Origin of the sequence: Salinactinospora qingdaonensis, from assembly GCF_039539445.1 — a bacterium.
GTDB classification, from domain to species: Bacteria; Actinomycetota; Actinomycetes; order Streptosporangiales; family Streptosporangiaceae; genus Salinactinospora; species Salinactinospora qingdaonensis.
The window spans coordinates 118,749-139,548 of sequence record NZ_BAABDD010000004.1 but is presented as its reverse complement, the minus strand read 5'-3'; the positions used below and the strand labels follow the sequence as shown (position 1 = coordinate 139,548).

Genomic DNA, 20,800 nt, shown 5'->3' with positions numbered 1-20,800 from the left:
TGTCAGCGCGGGGGCGTTCACCGGCCTGCGTAGCGGGCGGTGTTGTCCAGGCGGACGGTGAAGCTGCCCGTTTGCTCGCGGGTAAGTAGGAGCAGCGGTTCGGTGGCGGTCAGGTCGGGGGTGTCGGTGATGCCGCCGACCTTGCGGGTTGTGGTGACGGCTACGAAGTCTCCGTCAGAAGCGAAAGCGTCCAGGTAGGTGGTGTTGCGCTGGCCGCGTTCGCCGTTGAGGAGGCACTTGGCGGCGCCGAGCACACCGAGGGTTAGGCAGCCGCCGAGCAGGAGCACGGTGGTGCCTTGGTCAAGTGTGAGGCGGGTGATGACGGTTAGATCCGCGAGTAGTTCTCCCGCAGGAGTCCACGCAGGGGGGAGGCGGATATCTCCGTGGTCGGGGAAGGCGATGGCCGGATCCGGCCGCGGGGTGAAGTGGTAGGGCAGGTGTGGGCCGAACTCGGCGTAGGTGGTGTTGCGCTCTGGAGCGCCGAGAACTATCAGGCAGTCGGGTTCGGCGTTGTAGTACTCGCCGGGATGGAAGTCGCGGATGGTGGCGGTGGGGAAGCTTTGGGCGAGGCGGATACGGACGTAGAACAGGGTGTCGAGGTCGGCGAAGCCCGCGTAGCGGGCGTATAGCGGATCGTTGAGGTGTTGGCGTACGCGCTGCTGGTTGGGCAGAGCAGAGCAGATCAGGTCTACTCGGGAGGTGGCGTTGATGCCGAAGAGCCGGCTTGCCCCTTCAAGCGGTGCCATGGCAGCCGGCATTGGCGCGTCGTCGGCTGCAGGGGGCTGTTCGGTGAGGTAGCTGCCGTCGGATATGAGCAGAGCGAGGGTGTCCAGTGCCTGTCCAGCGTGACGCCGGACGGTCTTCGCTGAACATCCCAGCACGCGCGCCAGGGATTCCTGCCGTTCGGTGAGAGTAGGCCAGGAGTGCTCTGGCAGCAGGTTGAAGTCGACGGTGGCGTAGCGGCGCTCGTGGACGGTTAAGGCGTCGATCGCCCGCCGCAAGGCTGCCACCAGGCGCGTTGTCTCGCTCGCCGCATGGGACAGCGGCGGTTGGCGGGCCAGCAGCAGCGCCTGGAGTTGGTTACTGAGCGCTGTAGCCGCCCCGGGATGGCCGAGGGCGGGCCCTTGGCGCAGCCGTAACAGCTCGGCACGTACGTCCTCCGGGGAAAGCCGGGGCGGTGGGATCCGTGTGTCCAAGGGATGTCCAACGGGCTGAATCTGTCCCGGTTTTGGGCCAGGTGACGGGGTGTCGCCCTGGCATGGGCCGCAGGGATCGTAGCAGTGCCCCTGCTGCCGCTAGAGGTGAAAACGCATGCTCCTTTCGTGTCGGTCTCGACGTGTGAACCGCAGTAACTCTGCCTCTCCAACGCCTCCTCATGGGCGTTGTCGTTTTCCACATTCCACGTTGCTCTCCTGCGAGAGCGGATCTTGATCCGCTTCTGCACAGGCTTAAACGGCCCGACGCAGAATGACCGCTTCCATCGTGTTGCCGAAGGGGAAAACCGAGCATGGGCGCATGCCCGCAGAGCACGCTGGTACTCAACCCCGACGAACTTGGCCCCGATCCGGTGTTAGGCATGGACCTGGCAGTCAAGCTGGGGATCAAGCGACTGGAGATCCGCTCAGCCGAGGGCGTCAATGCGATCAGGCTGCCCGACGACCGGCTCGGGCGTATCCGCACCTTGGCCGAGGAGCACGGTCTGACGGTGGCGGCGTTGGCCTCGCCGTTGTGGAAGTGGTGCCAGCCCGAAGCTTGCCCAGGGCGAGTGGACACCTTCGGCTTCCCCACTCAGGTTCCAGCCGGTGAGCGATTGGGGTGGGTACAGCGGGCCATTGAAAGCGCAGCGCTCCTGGGTGCCCCGGTTGTGCGGATCTTCTCCCATCTGCGGGTCGAGCCACATCTAACCGAGCAGTTGCTCGACGACCCGCTGCTGCCCAAGGCATTGGAGATGGCGCACGGGGCCGGAGTACGGCTGCTGCTGGAAAACGAGCCGGTGTGCACTGTCGCCAGCGTCGAACCGTTGCTGGAGATCCTCGCTCGATACCACGGACAAGGGCTGGGGCTGTGGCTGGATGTGGCGAATCTCCACGAGGTCGGCCAAGCCACCCCCGAAGTGATACGGACACTGGCGCCCTATGTGGGATACGTGCATGTCAAGGACTATCGGCTGACCCGTGAGGGTGCCCGGGAATTCTGTCCTGCCGGATCAGGGTGCGTGCCCTACGGGGATGTGCTGCCGCTGCTACATGCCGTTTACCCGATGCTGCCGTATGCGCTGGAGACCCATGTACGCGACAAGCCAGCCGAGGCGCTTACCGCCGGCGCCGTGTTCCTGCGCTCGACCGTGCCCGGAGGGTTGGCGTGAAGCGCGTGCTACTGGTCGGAGCGGGGGAGGTCGGCACCAAGCACCTCGCTGCCCTTGCCGGCACCTCTGGGGTGGTGGTGACAGGGGTCGCCGATCCCGCCCCGCATGCCGAGGTGCCGTGGGGAATTCCGGTGTTCACCTCGTGGCGGGCAGCCTTGTCAGCTCTGCACCCCGATCTGGTGGTCGTGGCTACCCCGCCTGGGACCGCCCTCGGGGTAGCGCGGGAGGCAGCGACGTCCGGTGCCGCAGTGCTTGTGGAAAAGCCCGCCACGACCACCCCGGCGCTCCTGGCACCTCGGCAAGGCGATGAACGGATTTTCGTGGCTTTTCAGTCGCACTTCGCCCCCGGCCTCTGCGAACTACTCGCTGACCCCCCGACGATCGAACGGATCGAGGTGTGGCTGGCGGTACGGCGTGATCCGGGATACTTCCGCGGCTGGCGCCGCACCTACGCCACCGCCGGTGGGGTGCTGCACCAGCCGGCCCTGCACGGCCTCGCGCTCGCGCTGCGACTGCTCAAGGGAGATATCGAGACACTGAGCGCCGAGGCCACCCACCGTCGGGAGTTGTGCGAGAGCGAAGACCGTGTCGTCGCTGAGATCACCCTGACCAACGAGCAGACACTGCACATCGATGCCAAGGTCGATCACCTTGGCTCGCCCCGTCACGAAATCCTGCTCCGCCGGGCCGACGGACAGCGTCTGCGTGTGCGCGGCCGGAACCTCGAAGCCGGACTCGGCGCCCGCGAGGCCGCCCCCACCCATGAGGAACTGCGGCGCTGGATGTACGCGGCCGTGCTCGACGTCGCCGGAGGGCATCCCGCCCACCCCTGTCTGTTCCCGCTCTCGGCGCTGCGGCGCCCATTGGAGGTCATCGACCATGTCTATCGCCATGCACACCGCGTCCGGATCGCCGGCGCCATTGCCGTATGAGCTGGCCGTGGAAGTCGTCGAGCGAAAGGGCATCGGCCACCCCGACACTCTCGCCGACGGCATCGCCGAACTCGCCTCCATCCGTTACAGCCGGCACTGCCTGAAGGTTGCGGGGGCGGTGCTGCACCACAATCTGGACAAGGTCGCCGTATTGGGCGGCCGGGCCGCCTTCACCGAGGCCGACGGTAGCTACGACCGGCCGCTGCGGGTCGTCATCGGCGGTCGGGTCTCCACCTCGTTCGCCGGGCATCCCTTACCGGTCCGGGAGATCCTTGAGCAGGCAGCCCTCGACCACCTTCGCGCCGTGTTGCCGGGATTCGGCCGGGTGCAGCTGGAAATCCGACATGAGAGCACCGACTCCAGCAGGTTCCCTCACTGGTTCACTCCCCGTGGTCTTCACGACCTGCCCGAGCGGCCAAAGGCGTTCTCCAACGACACCGCCTACCTCGTCGGCTCTGCTCCGCGCACAACCACAGAAACGATCACACTGCTGACTGAAGCCTTCTTCCACCGCTACCCGTGGGCGGGCAGCGACATCAAGGCCCTCACTGTCCGCGACGGCGACACCTTCACCATCACCGTGTGCATACCTGGCCTGGCTGGACAACTAACCAGCTCGGCGGAGTTCGACGACGTGGTCACCGCTGCGACCGGTGAGCTGACCGCCGTACTTGAGCACCGGCTACCGGGAAGAGTGAGGGTGGTGTGCAGCACCCGGGGCAGCCGCAGCAGCCCCTTGTCGCGCCAGTACTTCACACTCTCGGGTTCGGCCGTCGATTACGGCGAGGACGGGCTGGTCGGCCGGGGAAACGCCCGCAGCGGAGTGATCAGCGGCTCCCACCTGGCGGGAAACGAGGCCACCTTCGGGAAGAACCCGGCCTACCACGTCGGCAAGGTCGGCGGCTGGCTCGCCGATACCGCCGCTCGCGCAGTCGCCGCCGAATTCGGCCCATGCCGTATCGCTTTGCTGTGGCGCAACGGCGCCGCCTACGACCAACCCGCCTCCATCGAGATCACCACCGCCGAAGAGGCACCGACCGAGGTAATCGAGGAGCTGGTGCGCCTTACGCTGGCCCGCACCGACTGGATGGAGGACCTGCTGTCGGGCCGCTACCTGCCCCAAGTGGAGCCGGTCGAGCAACTGCTGGCCGACTTGGAGAACAGGTAACCGGATGATCAGACACCGCATCTCCACCGGCCACGTGTCCGCTGTTCTCGCTCTCGATGAAGATCTAGACCCCACTGCTGCACAGGCGCTTGGTCCTTTCCTCCCCGGCGGCTGGAACCTGCAACCGTCCTCCGCAGCAGCGGGAACGACCGACGTTGAGGTCACCGTCGGAGACGCGGGCATCACAGGCGACATGCGCACGGTGCGCATACGGCTTCCTCGCTGCGCTGCGGATTCGAACACACTGGCCTATGTCACCTACACCGCTTTGGAACGGGCCCGCCAGCATCACCGTAAAGTCACTGTGCACGCCACGGCCCTGCACACCCCCGGCGGGCAGTCGGTGCTGCTATTCGGCGCCAAAGGAAGTGGAAAGACCAGCACCGCGCTTGCGCTTGCCGAGCGCGGCTGGACCCACGCCGGAGATGACCTGGTCGTCCTAGGGGAGTACCACGAAGGCGTGCTGGCGGTGTGGCCGGGCAAACCCACCGCCGCCCTCCGTGACCAACTCCAACCGTTGGCCCCCAAACCCCAGCAAGCCCTGGAGCCTTTCGCGGCCGGGCCGGCTCCGCTGGGCTGGACCGTGCGCCTGGCTGTCCACCCGAGACTGGCCACGGCGTCACTGGCCCCCGCAACGCCGCTGTCGGTCAACGAGCGGCTGCGGCTACACGAGAACCTCGCCCGCTACATTGCCGGTCTGCCCACCCCGCTCAACGGTGTGGACGGCATGCCCTACGGGCCGGTTTGGCCGCTGGATACCCCCGACTGTGCCCGCTGGCGCAGCCACCTCATCCCCCGGCTCGCCGATACCCGGTTCGACTACCTGCATGCCCCCAATCCTGAGGAGGCCGCCGACCTACTTGCCGAGGAGGTCCAAGTCCGGTGAAGGCCGCAGCGATCCTGCCCAGCCGCAATGAGCCCTCCACCATTGCCGATGTCAGCGCCGCCGTCGATACGGCTCTCGGCGCGCGGCGTGCGGTCATCGTCCACGCCGACTCCTCCGACACCCCAGAAACGGCGGAACGCTTCGCCGCCGTATCGACGCATGCTCACAAAATCGGCCTGACGGGACTGGTTCGAGGCAAGGGAGCACAGGTCCTGGCCGCCGCCCGATGCTCGGGGCCGGCCGAGGCCGCAGCGGTACTGATCGTCGACACCGACACCCGCAACCCGAAGGCAGCCGTGTACCGCGCGTTGCTGGAAAGCGTACGAGACGGAGCGGCCCTGGCGATCGCTGACTATCCCCGCCACTGGGACGAAGCCAACCTCACCAACCATGTGGCCCGACCACTGATCGCCGCCACCACTGGGAACGATGTACCTCAGCCGCTGGCCGGGGATCTCGCCGTCTCCCACGAGGCTCTAGTCACCGCAGTGCGAGCCCTGAGAACCCTTCCCGCGGAGTTGTCAGAGTGCGTGGACGGCTACGGTATCGATGCTTTCTTGCTGTTAACCGCCGCTACGTGCGGCCCCGTGGTCTCCATACGACTCGATGAGCCCAAGCAGCATGCCGGATCCTTCCCTCACCTGCCGGCTATCTACCACCAAGCCGTCCCCGTGCTACTGCACCTGACGGCTGCCTGGAGACCTTCGCCCCTGCCAATGCCCCCGTCCTCGGCCCTATATCGGGTCGCCGCACGCGAGCTTGAGTCGGCCCGCCTTGAAGAAATGCTGAGCACACTGGACGGCCTCATCCCCACGGCGTTGCGAAGATATGATGAGCGTTCCTGGCCGCTGCCTGTAGCGAACGCCTGGCACGCCGTCAACTCGACTGCCTCGCCGTTTGATGCGGCCCGCCAGTTGTGGCCGCACTACCTGCTGCGGGTCCGCGACTGGCTCACCCGTGGTCGCGAGGCCACGACCGGACAGCGACGTGAAGCGCTCGCTGTCGCGCACGCCCGCCTGCATACCGCCGTTCTCACCGACGCAGGAGTTCTTGGATGACCGCTGCCCCGACCTCTGGTTTCTCCGCCTTCGCCCTGGAGCCCTTCCCCGAGGTTCGCCCCGGTGACGACCTGGCCGGGGTCGTCACCGACGTCCTCACCTCCACCGGCACCGGGCTGGAGGACGGCGACATCGTCGTCGTCGCCAGCAAGGTGGTCTCCATCGCCGAGAAACGCTACGTCGACCTGGCCGGCCTCACCCCTGGCCCTGAGGCTGTGGACCTCTCGGCGCGCACCGGCAAACCCGCCGAGATCGTGCAGCTCATCCTGGACAACTCCACCGAGTACTTCCTGGCCACCGAACGCGGCCCGATCATCGCCCGCCACAAGCTGGGCTATCAGCTCACCTCGGCCGGTGTCGACCGCGCCGGTGCTCAAGGCGCCTGGTTGCTGCCCGAAGACCCCGACGCCTCGGCCCACGCTCTGCGCCAAGCCTTGGCCACCCGTATCGGCGCCGAGGTGGCGGTGGTCATCGCCGACTCCGACGGACGTGCCGACCGGCGCGGAGCGACCGTGATCTCGATCGGCGCCGCCGGCATCACCGCGCTGCGCACCACCGAGCACGGCGGCAAACGCCAGGAGGAGACCTTCACCGACCTCATCGCTGCCGCCGCGGGGATCATCCTGGGCCAGCGCGGCCGTGGCGCCCCGGTGGCCGTGCTGCGCGGCATCGACTACACCGCCGGCGACGAAGGCGTGGCCGCCATGCTGCACCACCGGCCATGACATGGCTGATTACCGGGGCCACCGGAACCATCGGCACCCGCCTGGCCGCTGACCTCGCCGCCCGCGGCATCGCGCTGCGGCTGCTCGACCGGCAACCACCGGAGAACGAGCCACCGCCGGGCACCGAGTTCGTTCCCGCCGATCTAGGCGACCAAGCCGCGGTCGAGCAAGCCGCAGCCGGGACATCCGTAGTGATCCACCTCGCCGGCGTCACCCAGGAGGCCCCGTTTGCCGAGATGGTGCAGCACAACATCATCGGCACTCACCACGTACTGGAGGCTGCCCGCCACCGGCGGGTGCCGCGCGTGGTGCTGGCCAGCAGCCACCATGTCACCGGCATGACCCCTGTTGGCGCCTCGACGTCGATCGCGCCGGACAGCTTTTACGCCGTCAGCAAGGTCACCCTGGAATCTCTGGGCTACCTCTATGCCCACAAGACCGACCTCCAGGTCGTGGCTGTACGCATAGGCAGCTACCGCTCTCGCCCCAGTGAACCCCGCCACCGGGCAACCTGGCTCAGCCCCCGAGATACCACCACTCTGCTGTACGCCGCCGCAACCCGACCTCTGCCAAGCCGTTTCCTCACCGTCTACGGCACTTCCGACAACTCCGAGTCCTGGTGGCCCCGCACCGGCTGGGACGCTCTCGACTACCGGCCCGCCGACAGTGCCGACGAGCACCACGATCCCGCCCCGCTCACTGATCACTTCATGGGTGGGGCCTTCGCCGACCACGAACTTCCTACCTAGGAACGCGATGAAGCAACTCGCCGTCCTCGGTTGCCCTATCGGCCAAGCCCTCTCTCCAACGCTGCATCGTGCCGCATACCAAGTCCTCGGGCTGGACTGGGCCTACCTCGCTATTGACTGCACCCCAGACCAACTCCCTTCTTTCCTTAACGGTTTGGACGACAGTTGGGCGGGTTTGTCGTTGACCATGCCACTCAAGCGTGCAGCCCTCCCCCTGCTGCACGAGGCCTCGGCCACTGTCCAAGCCACCGGCACCGCCAACACCGTCACCGTCAACAGCGGCCGACTGTTCGGCGAGAACACCGATGTCCACGGCATGCTCCAAGCACTTCTCAACGCAGGGATCACCCAGCCGGAATCGGCATGTGTACTCGGGGCGGGCGCAACCGCCGCCACCGCCCTCGCTGTTCTGCACACACTGGGCTGTTCCACGGTGACCGCCATCGCTCGCGATCCAACTCGAACCACCGACCTCGCGTGGGCCGCCGAGCGCATCGGGGTCGCTTTACACATCTACCCGTGGTCCGAAGCCGCCTGGCACCTAGAAACAGAGTTGGTCGTCTCCGCCCTGCCGCCCGGAGCGGCCGACCCTCTCGCCCAATGGTGGCCAACAGCGGGAAACACGCTGCTCGACGTCGTCTACCGGCCCTGCCCCACTCCGATCGCCCAAGCCGCCCAACGCGCGGGCAGCACCGTCATCGGCGGCCTGCCCATGCTCATTCACCAGGCCGCTCGCCAGGTCGAACTCCAAACCGGCCACAGTCCGGCACCCATAGCCGCGATGCGCGAAGCGGCCGAAGGTGCCCTACGTGCGGCCCCACCGAGCGCGTAGGCACAACTGAGCCTCGGCGCAACGATCATCTCCGGTCAACAAGTGCCGCCACCAGCCACCTGGCGTTCTCCAAGCGCGCGGTGAACTCGGAACCGGACGTGAGCGCAGCGACTCTTCGCTGCCTATATCGACACCCACGGTCCTGCGAGCCTGCGCGATGCCACTTGGTGGTCCGGCCTTTCGCCGTTCGGCGACATATCGTCGCCCTCGCAGGGGGCAAGGTTCCGCCCCGCGCGGGACAGCCCCCTGCGAAGGGAAAGCCCTGCGCTAGCCCCTAAGCCCTCGGCCTCTTCTCCTCTTTTCGCTCAGGGGTGCGGTGGGACTTAGTGGTCTTTTGTTGCTGTTTTCAGGTTCCATTGGTGGATGTCGTGTTCGTGGGCGGCGATGACCTCCTCGGTGGTCACTCCCAGGGCGCGGGCCAGGCCGGCGGCATCGTGCTGGCGGAGGCGCCGGACCTTGCCCCATTCGATGGCGCGGTAGGCGCTGAGCTTGATGTCGGGATCGCCCCACCGGTCCAGCAGCTCCTGCTGGGACAGGCCCGCCAGGGCCCGTAGGGCGGCCAGGCCTTTGGTGTCCTCCTTGAGGAAGTCACCTGGCCGGCGTCCCAAGGCCGCGGCCAGGGCCACCAGACGTGCCGGGCTGGGGGTGCGGCCCTGCTCTTCGCGCTCGTACAGCGCGATCAGCGACCGCGCGATCCCGGTGCGCCTCGACAGTTGTGCCTGGGTCAGATCCGCCTCGGCACGCGCCTGGCGTAACGCTTGGGGGTTCCAGCCGGGGACACCGTCTCTGGCCATACCTACCCCCGCCTCGTCGCTGTCACGGTCGCTGTCACACGCCCCCACCCAACCGGCCGCACGGCCCTGCAAGCCGGCTTCTCTCCGCCTTGTTGCGCAGGGGTGGGGGAGACGAAGCACCCCCACACCAAAGGCTTCTCGAAAACACTAATTGCTTTAAGGAAATCAATTGTTCTATAGTGACACTGTCGGTCCAGCGGCCCACCACGGCCCCGACACGCCATTCACGCTGTCCACACCCTGGGGAATTCCTGTGCCACACCACACCCACGACCGAGCCACCTCCACCGCACGCTCGGATACGCTCCCGATAACGCCGGCTCAGACAATGCGGGAACTCCACCGCCTGCTTTCCCACGCCGGAATCCACCGCATGCTGATAGGCCACCAACGCGACGTCTCCGTGCTGTCGGTACATTCCGACCTCACCGTCTGGTGTGTCAATGGACGCATCACCTGGCGCCACAGCACCCACCGCCACGCGGCCACCACAATTCACCCGGCCACCGATCCCGCCGGGGCGGCCCGACTCCTGCTCGACCACCTCAGCAACACCGGCCATATCGACACCCAGACCCCCGCACCCTCGGACGAAGAAACGGCCACAGAAACAAAATCGGAGACCGCGCTCGCCCCGGTTTCTTCCCCGGCTTCGCAGACCTCGCGTCCACAGCCCGCGACGCTCGCGGGAGAAACCCCCACCGTCCCCGGCATAGAACCCTCGGCCACGCACTGGCCCCGCTCTGAGAGGAGTGCGCGCATGAGATGGCGCACCGCCGTCACACATCCCTACCCGCTGCCGCTTACCCCCCAGCGAGACGAGCCAGCCACCGCCGGCTCGGCACGCAGAAAGGGGAAACCCGGCGATGTCATCGAACTGCCCACCCCCACCACCACACCCACAAGAGAGGCCGCATGACCACACTCGCCTGGGGCAGCGGCGGTGACGCCGCTGAGCATCCCCGACCTCTACGCCCTGCCCGCCGCCGTGGATCTGCAGACCGCCGCCCGCGCACTCAACATGGGCCGCACCCTGGCCTACGAACTCGCCAAAAGCGGGGACTTCCCCTGCACCGTGATCCGCTACGGCGATGCCTACCGGGTGCCCACAGCCGACATCCTGCGGCTGCTCAACATCCCACTGCCGACCGAGAAACCATCCGAACCCGTGGAGCCACCGTGACACTGCCCGACCGAAGCTCGCCCCCACCGATCCGTCTCCTACCGCCCACCACCGCACCAGCCCACACCCTGACGGGCGCTGCCGTACGGTCCTCACGGTCAAACCACGGTCAAACGATCAAAAGCCCGGCCCTCAACGACCGAGAACCAGGCTCTGAGCAGGAAAAACGTGTGGGCGTACGTGGACTTGAACCACGGACCTCATCCTTATCAGGGATGCGCTCTAACCGTCTGAGCTATACGCCCTTGTTCTGGTGGAACTTTACCGCATGTGAGGGACCTGGTCGAACCGGTTTGCCGCTGCGGTGCGAGGGTGGGATGCCCCCGTTAGATCCCAGTCTAGCGGTTTTGTGGCGTGCCCGAGCCCGCGTAGGAGAGGGCTCGGGCAGGAATGTCACTCGGATTCGCTGAGAGTGACGTCGATACCGCCCACAAGGTCGGCCGCGAGGTTGTAGAGCATCGCAGCGACCGTGGACAGCGCCGTAATCAACACGATGTTGAGCGCACCGAGGATGCCGGTATAGCCAAGCACCCGAGATGCGGAGAACCAATCCTCCGGATGGAGCGTGAGCTCGTCACCCTCGCCGCCATCGGTCAGGGACCGTAGGAGATCGGTGACCGCCTCGAACACCCCGAAGGTCGACAGGATGACGTAGATAACGGCCACCGCCACGAACAAGACGATGAAGCACACCAAGGAGATGACGAAGCTGAACCTCATCACCGGCCAAGGCTCGATCCGGCTTAAGGTGAGATGAGCCTTGCGGGCCGCCTGCACGCTCTTGGCCTCTCCTTCGGACCTGTCTACGGGTGCTGCCATAGTCACGCCACCTTGCTCCATCGCCGCGGCCTGAGACGAACCGGCGCCCTCCGCGGCCTCGGGGGGCTGGTCACCGTGACCAGAAGCGGCACCGGCACCCTCCCCATCGCTTTCGACATCAGGCTCCCTGGGGTCCGGTGGAGCGGAAGTCGTCGAATCGTCTCTGATCGTGTCGTCGCTGCTGTCGTCGTCCGCCTTGACCTGCTCTTGGGCAGCGGACTCCCGTTGCGAATTGTCAGTCATAGCCACGTTACCGCTGGACTCTCCATGTGACGGCTGAAACCCGGGAGACAGGGGGAAACGGACCGGAGTCGAGTACACACGATCAGCACTGTCCTGACTCAAGCCGACGCCATCCAGCGTGCGGGGTAGCGGGGGTCCGTCGACGACGTTGCTACAAAGGGCGCGTCGTTTGCTCCACGGGATGAATGTCTAATATTGCCGTAACTCTAGTGATCTTGGTGGTTATCTGGCTAGTCGGCTGCTGCGGAACCCGCGTGGTCGCCCGCGCGGGCATGGCGCTACTCCTCTGAGCCCTGGCCACTCTCTGTCAGGGCTGCGGCGGCCTCGTCGGGGTCACCCAACTCACTGTTCTCGTCATCCTCCATCGACTCGGCGTTACGGGCAACGGCCACGACCTCATTACCGTTGTCCAGATTCATCAGCCGCACGCCCATCGTGGCGCGTCCCGAGCGCTTGATCTCGGCGCAGCGAGTGCGGATGAGGCCACCGCCGGCCGTGATCGCGAAGACCTCATCCTCATCGGGACGCACCATCAACGCCCCGACCAGCCGGCCGCGCGCCTCCACGATCTTGGCCGTGAGCACTCCTTTACCGCCGCGGTTCTGCACGGGGTACTGGTCGGCGGGAGTGCGTTTGGCATACCCGCCCTTGGTCGCCACCAGGACATCGGCCGGGCCGTCGCTTTCCCGGATGACGTCCATGCTCAGCAGGTAGTCGCCGTCGAGGAAACGCATACCGATGACACCGCTGGTGGCCCGCCCCATGGGGCGCAGCGACTCGTCTGATGCGGGGAAGCGGATCGCCTGAGCGTTACTGCTGATGAGCAGCAGGTCGTCGGTGGGAAACACCAACCGAACCGCGATGAGCTCATCGTCCTCGCGCAGGTTGATGGCGATGATGCCGGCCGAACGCGCCGAGTCGAAATCGGCCAGCCGGGACTTCTTCACCAGTCCTGAACTGGTGGCCAACACCAGATACGGTGCGGCGTCGTAGTCGCGCAGTGCCAGGACTTGAGCGATCTGCTCGTCGGGCTGGAACGGCAGGATGTTGGCCACATGCTGGCCTCTCGCGTCGCGCGCGGCCTCTGGCAGCTCGTAGGCCTTCGTCCGGTACACCCGCCCTTGATTGGTGAAGAACAGAATCCAGTTGTGCGTGGTCGTGACGAAGAAGTGCTGGACGATGTCGTCCTGCTTGAGCTGCGCACCGCGCACTCCCTTGCCGCCGCGCTTCTGGGCCCGGTAGCCGTCGAGCCGGGTGCGCTTGGCATAGCCGCCGCGGCTGATCGTGACGACTACGTCCTCCTCGGCGATGAAGTCCTCCATGCGCATATCCCCCTCGAAGGGGAGGATCTGCGTACGGCGCTCGTCGCCGAACTTCTCCACCAGCTCGCCCAGCTCGGAGCGGACGATGGAGCGCTGCCGCTCAGGGGAGCCGAGGATGTCGTTGTAGTCCTCGATTTGAGCCATCAGCTCGTCGTACTCGTCGGTGAGCTGGCGGCGTTCCAGGGCGGCGAGCTTGCGCAACTGCATGTCGAGGATGGCGCGCGCCTGCACGTCGTCGATCTCCAGCATCGCCATGAGGCCGCTCTTGGACTCGTCAGCCGAAGCGCTGGAGCGGATCAGTTGGATGACCTCGTCGATGCGGTCGATGGCCTTGAGGAGGGCGCGCAGGATGTGGGCGCGTTCCTCGGCCTTGCGCAGCAGGTAGCGGGTGCGGCGCAGGATCACCTCGATCTGGTGCGAGACCCAGGTACGCACGAACTGGTCAAGGCGCAGGGTGCGGGGCACACCGTCGACCAGCGCCAGCATGTTGGCGCCGAAGGTTTCCTGCAACTGCGTGTGCTTGTACAGGTTGTTGAGGACGACCTTGGCCACGGCGTCGCGTTTGAGGACGATGACGAGACGCTGGCCGGTGCGCCCACTGGTCTCGTCCTTGACGTCGGCGATGCCGGTGATCTTGCCTTCCTTCACCAGGTCGGCGATCTTCAGCGCAAGGTTGTCCGGGTTGACCTGATAGGGAAGCTCGGTGACGACCAGGCATTGGCGGCCCCGGCTGTCCTCTTCGACCTCGACGACGGCGCGCATCGTGATGGAACCGCGCCCCGTACGGTAGGCGTCCTCGATGCCGCGCTTGCCGACGATGAGCCCGTTCGTGGGGAAGTCGGGCCCCTTGATGCGGGCGATGAGGGCCTCGAGCAGCTCCTCGTCGGAGGCCTCGGGGTGCTCCAGGAACCAGTTCACCCCGTCGACGACCTCGCGCAGGTTGTGCGGCGGGATGTTGGTGGCCATCCCCACGGCGATCCCGTTGGAGCCGTTGACCAGCAGGTTGGGGAACCGGCTGGGGAGCACGTCGGGCTCGGCGGTCTTGCCGTCGTAGTTGGGCGCGAAGTCGACGGTCTCCTTGTCGATATCGCGCACCATCTCCATGGCCAGGGCCTGGAGCTTGCACTCGGTGTAGCGCATGGCCGCGGCGGGGTCGTTGCCGCGAGAGCCGAAGTTGCCGTTACCGTCGATCAGCGGCATGCGCATGGACCACCCCTGGGCCATGCGCACCAGCGCGTCGTAGATGGCGGAGTCGCCGTGGGGGTGGTAGTTCCCCATGACGTCACCGACGACGCGCGCACACTTGAAATAGCCCCGGTCGGGCCGGTAGCCGCCGTCGTACATGGCGTAGAGGATGCGGCGGTGCACCGGTTTGAGACCGTCGCGAACGTCGGGCAGGGCACGGCCGACGATGACCGACATCGCGTAGTCGAGGTAGCTGCGCTGCATCTCGACCTGAATGTCGACGGGTTCGACCCGGAACTGCGAGTTCTCGTTTTCCTCTGGGGCTTCGGGGGTGTTCGCATCCGTCACTGGATGTCGATCCTTTTCTGCTGAAGTGGTTCGCTGCCGTGGAGGTGCCCGCGCCGGGCCGTCAGATGTCCAGGAAGCGCACGTCGTGGGCGTTGCGCTGGATGAAGGAGCGCCGCGAGTCGACGTCTTCGCCCATGAGCACGCTAAACATCTCGTCGGCCTGGGCAGCGTCGTCCAGGCTGACCTGTAGCAGCATCCGGCCGGCTGGGTTCATGGTGGTCTCCCACAGCTCGTTGGCGTTCATCTCGCCCAGACCCTTGAAGCGCTGGACGAGATCGCGTGGCCGGGGATCGCGTTTGCCTTGGGCTATACCGGCGGCGATGGTCTCGTCGCGCGCCCGGTCGGAGAAGACGTAGTCGGCGTCGTTTCCGCGCTGGTCCCACTTGATCTTGTAGAGCGGCGGCTGAGCGAGGTAGACGTAGCCCGCCTCGATCAGCGGTTTCATGAACCGGAACAGCAGGGTGAGCAAAAGCGTGCGAATGTGCTGGCCGTCGACGTCGGCGTCGGCCATGAGGATGATCTTGTGGTAGCGCAGCTTGGTGATGTCGAAGTCGTCGTGGACGCCCGTACCCAGCGCGGTGATGATGGCCTGGACCTCGTTGTTTTTGAGGATGCGGTCGATGCGCGACTTCTCGACGTTGAGGATCTTGCCCCGGATCGGGAGGATGGCCTGGTATTGCGGGTCTCTTCCGCCCTTGGCGGAGCCGCCGGCCGAGTCGCCCTCGACGATGTAGAGCTCGCACTTCTCCGGCTCGGCCGACTGGCAGTCCGACAGCTTGCCGGGCAGGGAGGTCGACTCCAGCAGGGTCTTACGTCGCGTGAGGTCGCGGGCCTGCCGGGCGGCGATGCGGGCTCGGGCCGCCTGGCTCGCCTTGGTGACGATGTCCTTGGCCTCGCCGGGGTTGCGATCGAACCAGTCGCGCAGGTGCTCGTTGGTGACCCGCTGCACGAACGACTTGGCTTCGGTGTTGCCGAGCTTGGTCTTGGTCTGGCCCTCGAACTGGGGATCGGCCAGCTTCACCGAGATGATGGCGGTGAGACCTTCGCGGATGTCGTCGCCGGTGAGGTTGTCGTCCTTGTCACGGAGCAGGCGCTGCTCGCGCGCGTAGCGGTTGACCAGCGTGGTCAGCGCCGAACGGAAGCCCTCTTCGTGTGTGCCGCCTTCAGCGGTGTTGATGGTGTTGGCGAAGGTGTGCACCGAAGAGGTGTAGGACTGGTTCCACTGCATGGCGATCTCGACCGAGATCCCCTCGCCTTCCTCCTCGAAATCGATGATGGAGGCGTGGGCGGGCTCCTTCGTGGTGTTGAGGTGCTGCACGAAGTCGGAGATGCCGCTTCTGTAGTGGTAGGTCTGCACCAGGGGAGCACCGGAGACCTCGTCGACGTGGCGCTCGTCGCGGATGGTGATCGACAGCCCTTTGTTCAGGAAGGCCATCTCCTGGAGCCGCCGGGCCAACGTCTCGAAGTTGTAGGTGGTCGTCTCGAAGATCACCGGGTCGGCCCAGAAGGTGATGACGGTCCCGGTCTCGTCGGTTTGCTCGCTCTTGGCGAGGTCGGCGGTGGGCCGGGTCATCTCGTAGTTCTGGCGCCACACGTAGCCATCGCGGCGGATCTCCACCTCAAGGCGCGTGGAAAGGGCGTTGACGACGGCGGCGCCGACACCGTGCAGGCCGCCGGAGACGGCGTAAGATTTGGTGTCGAACTTGCCGCCCGCGTGCAGGGTGGTGAGGACGAGCTCCACCGCCGGCCGTTTCTCCACCGGGTGGAGATCGACGGGGATACCGCGACCGTTGTCGGCGACGCGTACCCCCCCGTCGGCGAGTAGGGTTACTTCGATCGCGCTGGCGTAACCGGCAAGGGCCTCGTCTACGGAGTTGTCCACCACCTCGTAGACCAAGTGGTGCAGCCCCCGCTCACTGGTCGTCCCGATGTACATGCCGGGGCGCTTGCGTACCGCTTCGAGCCCTTCGAGAACAGTGATGGATCGAGCGTCGTAGGCCAAAGTGTGAACACCCTCCTGCTGGGGACCCTCCCGGCCGCACGACGACCGGCGAGCGTGCCGGTGACCCAAGGTGACATCGCTGTCTGACAGCGGCCTCCGCCGGGCACCCACTCACTTCGCCAATCCTCTGCCCCTATTCCTGAGGCGAGCTTCGCCGGCGGAAGCGTCCGAAGAACCTTCTCCATGATACCGCGCGCGCTGTCAGAAAGTGGCACTAACGGCCCTGTGATGCTCTAGAACGAACGAGTAGAGCGGGAGACGACTCCCCACACGCGGAAGCCCCCGAAATCAACTCCGCGCCCCGTTCAGTGCCCGTAGCGAGGGCGCCCCACGCGACTGGCCCTAGCGAGCCCGCCAGGCTCCGGTGGAGCGGGAGCTACGCTGCGGGCCGCGCACCTTGATCGAGGTCACACTGCCATGCCCCAGCTCCTCGTTAATCCTGCGCAACAACTGCGGGGTCAGCGCCCTCACCTGCGTGGCCCACGTCGGGGAGTCGGTGTCGACCGTGAGAACCCCGTCGTCGAAGGTGGCCGGCCGCGCATACTGGGCAAGGCGTTCGCCCACGATCTGTGACCACCGGCCGAAGATGCCGCCGATCGCCACCTGCTCCTGCCAACCGTGCTCGATGAGCCAGGCTCGGATGGCATCGCCGAAGTGCTGCGGCTCATTGCGGGAGCGCGCCGACCGGCTCCGAGCACGGCGAGGGCGCGGACCGGGGGTGGCCCCTCGCTCCTTGGCCGCCACACGGGCCTGAGCCAGCGCCTGACGCGCGAGCTCGACTCCCCGGGCTCCACCCGCGGCGGGACTACTGTCCCCAGGGTGTGGCGTCTCAGCGCTACTCACGCGCCACCGTCCCTTCCCGTACCTCGAAACGAGCACCGATCAGTTCGGAAGGAATGTCTTCGGCCACGGCCGCGCTCACGAGGACCTGCTCAGCGGTGCGCACGTGTTCAGCGAGCCGGCGGCGCCGCTCTTCGTCGAGCTCGGCGAAGACGTCATCGAGGATGAGCACCGGATCGTCGCCATCGGCACGCAACAGCTCAAATCCGGCCAACCGCAACGACAGCGCATAGGACCACGACTCACCCTGACTCGCGTACCCCTTCGCCGGCAGGTCGTCCAGTCGTAATTGCAGATCGTCGCGGTGGGGGCCGACCAGGCTAACGCCGCGCTGCAACTCCTGCTCGCGCGCTTGCACCAGGGCGGCGCGCAGGACCTCGACGAGATCATCCCGGGCGCCGGGAAGCGGTTCCTCACCCTCGCTGGCCGAACATCGGTACTGCAACACCGGTGGGCCACCGCTCGATGTGAGTTCGCTGTAAGCCTTGGCCGTCAACGGTTGTAGCTCAGCGACCAAGGCCAAGCGGGCAGCCAGCAGATCGGCCCCGCTCTGGGCCAGGTGATCGTCCCAGACGTCCAGTGTCGACAGATCAGGGGCGGTGCGCTGTTTGAGGTAAGCCGCCGAAGCGGACTTCAGCAGCGCGTTTCGCTGCTTGAGCACGCGATCGTAATCGGAGCGGACCGCCGCGTAGCGCGGGGCGCGAGCCACCAGCAGATCGTCGAGGAAACGGCGTCGCTCGCCGGGATCACCCTTGACCAGCGCCAGGTCCTCTGGCGCGAACAGAACGGTGCGCAAGACACCGAGAACGTCGCGCGGCCGGGTGGCGGCGGAACGGTTGAGTCGCGCGCGGTTGGCTTTGCCCGGGTTGATCTCCAACTCGATGAGAGCGCTCTGCTCGCCTTTGACAACTTTGGCACGCACGATCGCGCGCTCGGCCCCCTTCCGCACGAGGGGAGCATCTGTGGATACCCGGTGGCTGCTCAAGGTGGCGGCGTAGCCGAGCGCTTCGACCAAGTTGGTCTTGCCGTGCCCGTTGGGGCCGACGAAGGTGCTCACGCCCGGCGCCAACTCCAGCAGCACGGATTCGTAGGAACGATAGTCGGCCAGTTGTAGGTGTGAAACGTACATCTGGCCTCCCCCTCAGCGGTTTCACGTGAAACGGCGATGCAGCCAGTGGGTCGAAATCGCGGCTGTCAGCTAGAGCCGACCGCGCCAGTACAGTCAGCTCTAGCTGACACTGCCCGCGCGGGATCTATTCACCCGTGTCGCCCTTGGCCTTAGTCACGGCGTGGCCGCCGAACTGGTTGCGCAGGGCGGCGATGACCTTCATGGCGGGGCTGTCTTCCTGCCGGGAGGAGAAACGGGCGAACAGAGCAGCGGTGATCGCCGGGGCCGGCACCGCGTGGTCCACAGCCGCCTGAACCGTCCAGCGGCCCTCACCGGAGTCCTGAGCGTAGCCACGCAACCCAGCCAGCTCGGGGTCCTCTTCCAGCGCACGCACGAGTAGGTCGAGCAGCCAGGAACGGACCACGGTGCCTTCGCGCCAACTGTCGAAGGTGCCCACGACGTCATCGACCACGTCAGAGGCGGCCATGAGCTCGTAGCCCTCGGCGAAAGCCTGCATCATGCCGTACTCGATGCCGTTGTGCACCATCTTGACGAAATGGCCCGCACCGATGTCGCCGGCGTGGACAAAGCCTCCGCCGGAGTCGGGGGTCAGGGCGTCGAAGATCGGCTGCACACGGGCGACGTCCTCGGCAGCGCCGCCGACCATGATGCCGTAGCCGTTCTCACGGCCCCAGACACCGCCACTGACACCGGCGTCGATGTAGTGGATGCCGCGACTCTTCAGTTCGTCGGCCTGGCGGCGGTCGTCGAGATAGTGAGAGTTGCCGCCCTCGATGACGAGGTCGCCGGGGTCGAGGAGGCCGCTGAGTTCGTGGACGGCGCTCTTGGTGGGTTCCCCCGCGGGGATCATGAGCCAGACGGTTCGCGGCGTGGCCAGGGTGCGCACCATCTCGGCGGTGCTTTCGACGTCGCTGCGTTCGGGGTGATGATCGACTCCCACGACCTCGTGCCCCTTCTCACGCAGCCGCGCCCGCATGTTGCCGCCCATCTTGCCCAGGCCGATCAGCCCCAGTTGCATCCTCGTGCCTTTCCCTCGTACCCGGTGGGGGTGATATGTCGATAAAGCGAGTGGTCAGCGCTACATCCGCACCGGCATGATCAGGTATCGATACTCGGCCGTGGCGTCCTCGTCGGCGGGCTTGCCCGTGATGATCGCAGGCTTGGTGGACGTGGTGAACTGTAGCCGGGCGGTGTCGGAGTCGATCGCGTTGAGCCCGTCGATCAGGTAGGAGGAGTTGAAGGCGATCTGGATGTCATCGCCTGTCAGCGAGGCATCAAGGACTTCCACCGCCTGTGCTTCCTCGCCGGTGCCCGCTTCGAGAACGAGTTGGCTCTCGCTGAAAGCCAACCGCAGTGGCGTGTTGCGTTCGGCGACCAGTGAGACCCGTTTGACAGCGTCGAGGAACTCGCTCTTGGACAGCTCGGCGACGGAGTTGAAGGAGTCGGGCAGCAGGGCACGGTACTTGGGGAATTCGTTGTCGAGCAGCCGGGTCGTGGTGCGCCGGCCTCCCCCCTCGAAACCGATCATGCCCTCTCCGCTGTCGGCCGAGGACAGCGCGATAGAGACTTCGGCACCGCCGGTGAGCGACTTGGCCGTGTCGGCCAGCGTCTTGGCCGGTACCAGCGCCACAGCCGACAGTTCGGGGTCTTCTGGATTCCAGGTCAGCTCGCGCACGGCCAGCCGGTAACGGTCGGTGGAGGCCAGTGTGAGGGTCTCGCCCTCGATCTCGACTCGAACGCCGGTGAGCATGGGCAGCGTTTCGTCGCGGCCGGCGGCGACGGCGACCTGCCCCACAGCGGCGGAGAAGACGTCGCTGCCCACCGATCCGGCGAGGTTAGGCATCTCCGGCAGCGTCGGGTAGTCCTCCACCGGCATGGTCAACAGGGTGAACTTCGCGCTGCCGCAGGAGAGGGTGACCTTCGCGCCGTCGGTGCTGAACTCCACCGTCCGCGGCGGCAGGTTGCGGGTGATCTCAGCCAACAGCCGCCCCGAGACCAGTGTGGTGCCCGGCTCTTCCACATCGATGTCCACCGAGACCTGCCCCGAGACCTCGTAGTCAAAGCCGGAGAGTTTCAGGCGCTGGCTGTCGCCCTCGTCGCTGGCCTCCAGCAGCATCCCAGCGAGGACGGGAACGGACGGCCGTGCCGGCAGCGAACGCGCGGTCCAGGCCACGGCCTCAGCGAGTACGTCACGTTCGACCCGGAACTTCACGATCCGAC

The 20,800-nt window shown here is 66.3% G+C and carries 19 protein-coding genes and 1 tRNA gene; 10 read left to right on the top strand and 10 right to left on the bottom strand.

From position 1 onward, the window contains the following. Nucleotides 1-17: 17 nt before the first annotated feature. The gene (locus tag ABD848_RS06065) at nucleotides 18-1,196 is read right to left on the bottom strand and encodes a hypothetical protein (protein WP_344968223.1); all 1,179 of its coding nucleotides are present in this window, start codon (nucleotides 1,194-1,196) and stop codon (nucleotides 18-20) included. A 311-nt stretch (nucleotides 1,197-1,507) separates the two neighbouring features. On the opposite strand from ABD848_RS06065, the gene ABD848_RS06060 reads away from it, so the two are divergent. Genes ABD848_RS06060 through ABD848_RS06025 form a run of 8 tightly spaced genes read left to right on the top strand, consistent with a single transcriptional unit; the run spans nucleotide 1,508 to nucleotide 8,715 of the window. Then, a complete protein-coding gene (locus ABD848_RS06060) occupies nucleotides 1,508-2,365 on the top strand; it encodes a sugar phosphate isomerase/epimerase family protein (protein WP_344968221.1) in 858 nt (285 codons plus the stop codon). Further along, the gene (locus ABD848_RS06055) at nucleotides 2,362-3,297 is read left to right on the top strand and encodes a Gfo/Idh/MocA family protein (protein WP_344968219.1); all 936 of its coding nucleotides are present in this window, start codon (nucleotides 2,362-2,364) and stop codon (nucleotides 3,295-3,297) included. Before ABD848_RS06060 ends, ABD848_RS06055 begins: the two co-directional genes overlap by 4 nt. Next, a complete protein-coding gene (locus tag ABD848_RS06050; RefSeq protein ID WP_344968216.1) occupies nucleotides 3,245-4,465 on the top strand; it encodes a methionine adenosyltransferase in 1,221 nt (406 codons plus the stop codon). The genes ABD848_RS06055 and ABD848_RS06050 overlap by 53 nt, the downstream gene beginning before the upstream one ends. Nucleotides 4,466-4,469: 4 nt before the next feature. Further along, nucleotides 4,470-5,351: a hypothetical protein gene (locus tag ABD848_RS06045; RefSeq protein WP_344968214.1), complete on the top strand. Its 882-nt coding sequence runs from the start codon at nucleotides 4,470-4,472 to the stop codon at nucleotides 5,349-5,351. After that, nucleotides 5,348-6,409: a glycosyltransferase family protein gene (locus ABD848_RS06040; protein WP_344968212.1), complete on the top strand. Its 1,062-nt coding sequence runs from the start codon at nucleotides 5,348-5,350 to the stop codon at nucleotides 6,407-6,409. Before ABD848_RS06045 ends, ABD848_RS06040 begins: the two co-directional genes overlap by 4 nt. Then, nucleotides 6,406-7,134: a coenzyme F420-0:L-glutamate ligase gene (locus ABD848_RS06035; RefSeq protein ID WP_344968210.1), complete on the top strand. Its 729-nt coding sequence runs from the start codon at nucleotides 6,406-6,408 to the stop codon at nucleotides 7,132-7,134. The genes ABD848_RS06040 and ABD848_RS06035 overlap by 4 nt, the downstream gene beginning before the upstream one ends. After that, nucleotides 7,131-7,883 (top strand): NAD-dependent epimerase/dehydratase family protein, encoded by a 753-nt coding sequence (locus ABD848_RS06030; RefSeq protein WP_344968208.1) that lies wholly within the window; start codon nucleotides 7,131-7,133, stop codon nucleotides 7,881-7,883. Before ABD848_RS06035 ends, ABD848_RS06030 begins: the two co-directional genes overlap by 4 nt. 7 nt (nucleotides 7,884-7,890) lie before the next feature. Further along, nucleotides 7,891-8,715 carry a shikimate dehydrogenase gene (locus tag ABD848_RS06025; RefSeq protein WP_344968206.1) on the top strand — a complete coding sequence of 275 codons (825 nt, stop codon included), beginning with the start codon at nucleotides 7,891-7,893 and terminating at the stop codon, nucleotides 8,713-8,715. A 323-nt stretch (nucleotides 8,716-9,038) separates the two neighbouring features. Here ABD848_RS06025 and ABD848_RS06020 read toward each other — a convergent pair whose 3' ends face one another. Next, entirely contained in the window at nucleotides 9,039-9,581 is a 543-nt protein-coding gene (locus tag ABD848_RS06020; RefSeq protein WP_344968204.1) for a helix-turn-helix transcriptional regulator, read from the bottom strand. 256 nt (nucleotides 9,582-9,837) lie between these two features. On the opposite strand from ABD848_RS06020, the gene ABD848_RS06015 reads away from it, so the two are divergent. Together ABD848_RS06015 and ABD848_RS06010 are read left to right on the top strand one after the other, a co-directional pair. After that, a complete protein-coding gene (locus ABD848_RS06015) occupies nucleotides 9,838-10,428 on the top strand; it encodes a hypothetical protein (protein WP_344968202.1) in 591 nt (196 codons plus the stop codon). A 24-nt stretch (nucleotides 10,429-10,452) separates the two neighbouring features. Beyond that, the gene (locus tag ABD848_RS06010; RefSeq protein ID WP_344968200.1) at nucleotides 10,453-10,692 is read left to right on the top strand and encodes a helix-turn-helix domain-containing protein; all 240 of its coding nucleotides are present in this window, start codon (nucleotides 10,453-10,455) and stop codon (nucleotides 10,690-10,692) included. Between the two features lie 171 nt (nucleotides 10,693-10,863). Here ABD848_RS06010 and ABD848_RS06005 read toward each other — a convergent pair. The 8 genes from ABD848_RS06005 to dnaN all read right to left on the bottom strand — a co-directional run bounded on the left by ABD848_RS06005 (nucleotide 10,864) and on the right by dnaN (nucleotide 20,792). Then, nucleotides 10,864-10,937: transfer RNA gene (locus ABD848_RS06005), tRNA-Ile, on the bottom strand. Nucleotides 10,938-11,085: 148 nt separating this feature from the next. After that, entirely contained in the window at nucleotides 11,086-11,754 is a 669-nt protein-coding gene (locus tag ABD848_RS06000; protein ID WP_344968198.1) for a DUF3566 domain-containing protein, read from the bottom strand. Between the two features lie 278 nt (nucleotides 11,755-12,032). After that, nucleotides 12,033-14,609, bottom strand: coding sequence for a DNA gyrase subunit A (gyrA, locus tag ABD848_RS05995; protein WP_344968196.1), 2,577 nt, complete (start codon nucleotides 14,607-14,609; stop codon nucleotides 12,033-12,035). A gap of 61 nt (nucleotides 14,610-14,670) precedes the next feature. Continuing rightward, nucleotides 14,671-16,611, bottom strand: coding sequence for a DNA topoisomerase (ATP-hydrolyzing) subunit B (gene gyrB / locus ABD848_RS05990; protein WP_344968194.1), 1,941 nt, complete (start codon nucleotides 16,609-16,611; stop codon nucleotides 14,671-14,673). A 342-nt stretch (nucleotides 16,612-16,953) separates the two neighbouring features. Continuing rightward, the gene (locus ABD848_RS05985; protein ID WP_344968192.1) at nucleotides 16,954-17,454 is read right to left on the bottom strand and encodes a DciA family protein; all 501 of its coding nucleotides are present in this window, start codon (nucleotides 17,452-17,454) and stop codon (nucleotides 16,954-16,956) included. After that, nucleotides 17,447-18,580: a DNA replication/repair protein RecF gene (gene recF / locus ABD848_RS05980; RefSeq protein ID WP_344968190.1), complete on the bottom strand. Its 1,134-nt coding sequence runs from the start codon at nucleotides 18,578-18,580 to the stop codon at nucleotides 17,447-17,449. The genes ABD848_RS05985 and recF overlap by 8 nt, the downstream gene beginning before the upstream one ends. Nucleotides 18,581-18,704: 124 nt before the next feature. Next, nucleotides 18,705-19,598, bottom strand: a complete 894-nt coding sequence (gene gnd, locus ABD848_RS05975) for a phosphogluconate dehydrogenase (NAD(+)-dependent, decarboxylating) (protein WP_344968188.1) — start codon at nucleotides 19,596-19,598, stop codon at nucleotides 18,705-18,707. A 60-nt stretch (nucleotides 19,599-19,658) separates the two neighbouring features. Then, nucleotides 19,659-20,792: a DNA polymerase III subunit beta gene (gene dnaN, locus ABD848_RS05970; protein ID WP_344968186.1), complete on the bottom strand. Its 1,134-nt coding sequence runs from the start codon at nucleotides 20,790-20,792 to the stop codon at nucleotides 19,659-19,661. Nucleotides 20,793-20,800 lie beyond the last annotated feature (8 nt).